Source organism: Kitasatospora sp. NPDC058444 (assembly GCF_042721415.1).
GTDB lineage: Bacteria > Actinomycetota > Actinomycetes > Streptomycetales > Streptomycetaceae > Kitasatospora.
In genome coordinates, this window is sequence record NZ_JBHXLL010000088.1 from 1 (window position 1) to 5,353 (window position 5,353).

Annotated in this window: 3 protein-coding genes and 2 pseudogenes; 2 read left to right on the forward strand and 3 right to left on the reverse strand. The window is 69.1% G+C overall.

Annotated elements, in window-relative coordinates:
• Nucleotides 1–94: 94 nt before the first annotated feature.
• Nucleotides 95–631, reverse strand: a pseudogene (locus ACFWP2_RS39405) (IS701 family transposase); the annotation flags it as partial.
• 396 nt (nucleotides 632–1,027) lie between these two features.
• Nucleotides 1,028–1,594 (reverse strand): hypothetical protein, encoded by a 567-nt coding sequence (locus ACFWP2_RS39410; RefSeq protein ID WP_380460931.1) that lies wholly within the window; start codon nucleotides 1,592–1,594, stop codon nucleotides 1,028–1,030.
• Between the two features lie 289 nt (nucleotides 1,595–1,883).
• Here ACFWP2_RS39410 and istA point away from each other — a divergent pair.
• Nucleotides 1,884–3,148: pseudogene (gene istA / locus ACFWP2_RS39415) on the forward strand (IS21 family transposase).
• On the forward strand, nucleotides 3,148–3,990 hold the full coding sequence (istB, locus tag ACFWP2_RS39420) for an IS21-like element helper ATPase IstB (RefSeq protein WP_380460933.1): 843 nt from the start codon (nucleotides 3,148–3,150) through the stop codon (nucleotides 3,988–3,990). The pseudogene istA and the gene istB overlap by 1 nt, the downstream one beginning before the upstream one ends.
• Before the next feature lie 492 nt (nucleotides 3,991–4,482).
• On the opposite strand, the gene ACFWP2_RS39425 is transcribed toward istB, so the two are convergent.
• Nucleotides 4,483–4,701 carry a hypothetical protein gene (locus ACFWP2_RS39425; protein WP_380460935.1) on the reverse strand — a complete coding sequence of 73 codons (219 nt, stop codon included), beginning with the start codon at nucleotides 4,699–4,701 and terminating at the stop codon, nucleotides 4,483–4,485.
• Between the last annotated feature and the right edge of the window lie 652 nt (nucleotides 4,702–5,353).

Consider the following 5,353-nt stretch of genomic DNA (forward strand, 5'->3'; position numbering starts at 1 on the left):
CCTGCAGTACCGGCCCGACACCCTCGACGGCTTCATAGCCGGCACCGGCCTGACCCTCGACACCCCAACATCACCCTGATCAGCCGAAGTCAGTAGTCGCGAACTCGACCTCGTCGCCGATCCCGGCCGCCCGGCAGCGCTCGCGGTCGTCGGTCCAGGACTTCGGCAGGTAGAGCGCCCGGTCGATCAGGGTCCGACCGAGCGGTCCGGAGTAGGCGAGGAAGACGCCGACCTGGCAGTTCTCGGTGCGGCCGGCGGTGCCGGAGTACTGCCGCTGGACCCCGGCCGACCGCACGCCCTTCTTCAGGAACCCGGTGTCGTCCACGATCAGCACACCGCCGGGATCGGCCAGGTGCTCGACGACGTACTCGCGCACGTCGTCGAGCACCCCGTCCGCGTCCCAGTCGATCCGGTTCAGCAGCCGCTGGATCCGGTCCGGCCCGCCGTGACCGGCCTCCTCGGCCACCGTCCAGCCGTTCTTCCGTTCCAACGGCGCCAGCAGACCCCGCATATACACCAGCGCGGACTCCCGCGACTCACTCCGCGCGAACCGCTGCGCAAACCGCTCGTGCAGCCGAGCCAACCCATCCGACCAGAAACGAGCATCGACCTCGGATATGTCCCCACCCATGAACAGCCCAACGAACGAGCCCAACGGACGTCACGGTAAACACCGTTGCAGTACTAGTGCAGCACCGCATTGATCCTGCAAGGGTCTTGATCTCCCCCGGCGGGGGTAGGGGTGATCGACTCGGCGCGGTCCGGTTTCAGCAGTGCAACCGCGACGATCTCCGCCCACACCCGGGACAGGCGGCCGGCACAGCCGCCGGCCGCAAGGCGAGACGAACCTCGTCGTCCCCGAGAACCATCTCCTCGACCTCCACGCCGATCGCAGGGAAGAGAAGATCAGCCACACCCACCGTATCCATCACGCCCAGGTCATGCCCGCCACCCGTTCCTGGTCGTCACAGACCCCTCAATCAGCGACAGAGCCACCTTTGCGATGCGCCTACTCCCTGTGACTGTTTTAGCCAGTCCGTTGCCAGACCGGCTTGTTGGGCCAGTTGAGCAGGTCATGCATGTCCTGGTCTTCGCCCGACAAGGCATGGACGAGGAAAGCGACGAAGCGCATGTTGTACCGCTGCCACGCGTCGCTCAGGTCTTTCCCTCGGAACCACGCCACCACCGGCCACTCCATGGGGTTTGGGTCGTTGGTGAGCCAGAAGAACTGGTCGCCTTGCACGGTGCCACCCCAGTGGAGCAGTCCCCCCGGCTCCGGCAGGAGCGGATACGGACACAGGGCCGGGTCCTCGTCGCGCATTTCCCGGAACACCGGACCAAGGTCATCGATGGTCCTCGATGTGAAAACACGGAAGATCGCTCCGTCTTGCGATGAGCCCGGCCATGGCCACGGAGCGTTCACACCCAGGTAGTTGCAGACCTCTCCGGGCCCGAATTGGTCGATGAACTCTCGGTAGTCCGCGGGGAACTCTACTCCGCACGCGTCGCGCGACCGATCCCACGGTAGCGACGGTCCGACTGGCTCAGCCGTCAGGCCGGCCAGTTCAGCGAACTGCATCACGTCCGTGCGCATGGCGTCACCATCCTTCTCGGGATCATGTCATCTGTCACCGACATGTGATCAAGGGGCAAGGATGACCCTCTTGCGTAGCAGGCTGAAGCCCGTGCGCGCCCGTACATCTGCCTCTAGCCGGCCAAGTCGCGCAGCCGGTTGACGGCATCGTCCCAGCCTTGGCCGTACCAGTCCGGGCCGGTCAGGTCTCGGCGTCGGGTGAAAACTGACCGCTGAACGGCGGATCAACGGTGACCCACCTCGCGATCGTCTGATCATCCTGATCTTCATTGAGGGTCAGGAGGAGAGGGTGATTTCCGTGGAGGACTGGGCTGAGATCCGCCGGCTGCATCGGGCCGAGCACATGCCGATCCGGGCGATCGCCCGGCACCTGGGCATCTCGAAGAACACGGTGAAGCGGGCCTTGGCCAGCGACCGGCCGCCGGTCTACCAGCGACCGCTGAAGGGCTCGGCAGTGGATGCCGTGGAGCCTGCATCCGCGAGCTGCTCAAGCAGACCCCGACGATGCCCGCCACCGTGATCGCCGAGCGGATCGGCTGGGAGCGCGGGATGACGATCCTCAAGGAGCGCGTGCGCGAATTGCGTCCCGCCTACTTGCCGGCGGATCCGGTTTCGCGGACCGTCTACCAGCCCGGTGAGCTCGCCCAGTGCGACCTGTGGTTCCCGCCGGTGGACATCCCGCTCGGCTACGGCCAGTCGGGCCGCCCGCCGGTGCTCGTGATCGTGTCCGGCTACTCGCGGGTGATCACCGCCCGGATGCTGCCCTCGCGGACCACCGGTGACCTGATCGACGGACACTGGCGCCTGCTCTCCACTTGGGGAGCCGTCCCCAAGACGCTGGTCTGGGACAACGAGACCGGCGTGGGCAAGGGCAGGCTGACCGGCGAGTTCGCCGCGTTCGCCGGCCTGCTCGCCACCCGGGTGCACCTCTGCCGGCCCCGCGATCCGGAAGCGAAGGGCCTGGTCGAGCGGGCCAACGGCTACCTGGAGACCAGCTTCGTGCCCGGCCGCACCTTCACTGGGCCCGGCGACTTCAACCGCCAGCTGGCCGCGTGGCTGCAGATCGCCAACCGGCGTCATCACCGCTCGATCGACGCCCGCCCCGCGGACCGGTGGGAGACGGACCGCGCCGCGATGCTCACTATCCCGCCGGTCACCCCGCCCCACTGGTGGCCGCTTCGCGTCCGTATCGGCCGCGACCACTACATCCGCGTCGACACCAACGACTACTCCGTCCACCCTCGCGCGATCGGCAGGACGGTGATGGTCCGCGCCGACGCCGAGGAGATCACCGTCACCTGCGGTGAGGAGATCGTGGCCCGCCATCCGCGCTGCTGGGCCAGGCACCAGAGCCTGACCGATCCCGACCACGCCGCCGCGGCCGACCTCATGCGCGGCGAGGTGATCCACCAGCAGGCCGCCCGCGCGGCCATCGCCCGGGCCGTGGTGCTGGCCCCGGACAGTCTTGGCATCGAGGTCGAGCAACGCGAACTGGGCACCTACGACCGCATGTTTACCCTCATCGAGGGCCGCGCCGGGAAGGAGGACACCTGATGGCCCGCACCGCTCCCCAACCCCCGAACACCGCCACCGACGCGGCGAAGACAGGCGTTCCCGCCGCCCGCACCACCCGGCAGACCACCGCCGACCTGGCCTTCCTCGCCCGTGCGATGAAAGCCCCCGCCCTTCTGGACGCCGCCGAGCGGCTCGCCGAACGCGCGCAGGCCGAGTCCTGGAGCCACCTCGAATACCTCGTCGCCTGCCTGCAGCGCGAGGTCTCGGCCCGCGACAGTCACGGCGGCGAGGGCCGCATCCGAGCCGCCCGCTTCCCCGCGATCAAGACCATCGAGGAACTCGACCTCGCCCATCTGCGCGGAATGACCCGCCAGCAACTCGCTCACCTGGGAACCCTGGACTTCATAGCGGCCAAGGAGAACGCGATCTTCCTGGGGCCGCCGGGCACGGGCAAGACACACATCGCGACCGGGCTGGCGATCCGGGCCTGCCAGGCCGGCCACCGGGTCGCGTTCGCCACCGCCGCCCAGTGGGTCGACCGCCTGGCCGCCGCCCACCAGGCCGGCCGGCTCCAGGACGAACTGGTCAAGCTCGGCCGCTACCCGCTGATCGTGATCGACGAGGTGGGGTATATCCCCTTCGAGGCCGAGGCCGCGAACCTGTTCTTCCAGCTGATCTCGAACAGATACGAACGCGCGAGCGTGATCGTCACCTCGAACAAGCCCTTCGGACGCTGGGGAGAGACATTCGGCGACGAGACCGTCGCCGCCGCGATGATCGACCGACTCGTCCACCACGCCGAGGTCCACTCCCTCAAAGGCGAGTCCTACCGCATGCGAGGCCGCGAACTCGGCCGCGTCCCCACCACCGACAACGACTGAACAAGACCACCGACGACGCGAGGGTCAGAACTCAACCGTCCGAAGCGGGTCACGGTTCAACCGTCGCCGACATCAGTACCGTCGGGCATGCGGGACGGCGGGCCCGGTCACGCGGTGGCGGTCCTGGAACGACCTGGGGCGGCGGATTCGCTCAGGGCCGGGCCCGGCGACGTACGTCCGATGGCGAAAGGGGTCGACGGCAGACGGCCCGGCCAGACGGGCGACCGGCAGGACGGCGGCGGGGCCGCCGAGAACGGCATGGTGCCAGCTGATGCGGGCCGACGGTGGCATGGCGGGAGGGGCTGCGCGGCCCGGCCGGGATGACGGCTCGGGTGGGGGCCCGGCCACTCCGGCGCAGCGGCAGCAGGCCGGCGGGCGGCGGAGGCCGCGGCCGGGCGTCCCGTTGCAAGGGTCGGCGAGCGGCAACGACGCGGACGCGCCGCGGTGACGACGACGTCCAGGCCGCGGTCGGGCCGTCAAGGAGGCTGCGGATCAGGTGTAGACCTCGTGGGCGTACTCCTCGCGGCTCAGCTTGAATTCGTCCGGCCGGTCGCGGCGGAGCTCTTCGTATCGCGCGCAGAAGACCCCGAGCGCCTCGTTGAGCCTGCAGCCGGACGCGTCCCTGATCATCCGAAGCGCCGGGCCGATTCGGCGGTCCAGGATGTAGCGGTCCAGGACATCGTGGTCCACACCCTCTGGCAGCTCTTCCATGTGCCAACCGTAGTGACGACGGATTCAATCGCGCCAGTCAAGATCACTTGGCAAACGATCAGGTTCGTGATCCCTGCCCCAGGCCGGCCGTGCGAAGGCCGGGCATCTCACCGTAGCCGGTGCCGCCGTCGCGGCCATCTTCCCCGAGGCCCGGCGCCCGGCCACCCAGTCGCCGGGCCGGGGCTCGTCGTGGACGCGGCCGCCGGCACCGTAGCAGCCGATCTCGGTGGACACATCCGTGCGGGCGTCTGCTGCCGGAGTCGGGACGGTGCTCGGAACAGGTAAGTGAAGGCGTTTGTCGGGCGCTCCGGCCGTGTGAAGCCTGCAAGAGCCCCGAGGGCGGCGACGATCGCACCGGCGGGTTCGGCCTGGTGGAAGGTCGGCCAGGTCTCGCGCGAGCTTGTCCGCTGCGGCTCGGCCCACCGTCGCCGGGCGGCGGTGGAACGGTCGGCGGCAAGGCCGTCGCGGAGGCGGGCAAGGAGGCCGGGGAGATCGGTGCCGGGGCTCGCTCGCGGCGCAGTGCCTCCTGAGTCGCCGCCATCTACGGGTCAGCACCGCGTGGTCTCGGGCGGCGGTCTGCCTGGCCGTGTCCTTGCATGCGAGGAGGGGTATCGGGCTTCCCTGCTCAGAGGGGTGTTCCGTGCGGCGTACT

What these genes read in the sequence shown, in the direction of transcription:
- ACFWP2_RS39410 (WP_380460931.1), bottom strand. Translation starts at nt 1,594, where the DNA reads ATGCGCACGGACGTGATGCAGTTCGCTGAACTGGCCGGCCTGACGGCT.
- istB (WP_380460933.1), top strand. Translation starts at nt 3,148, where the DNA reads ATGGCCCGCACCGCTCCCCAACCCCCGAACACCGCCACCGACGCGGCG.
- ACFWP2_RS39425 (WP_380460935.1), bottom strand. Translation starts at nt 4,701, where the DNA reads ATGGAAGAGCTGCCAGAGGGTGTGGACCACGATGTCCTGGACCGCTAC.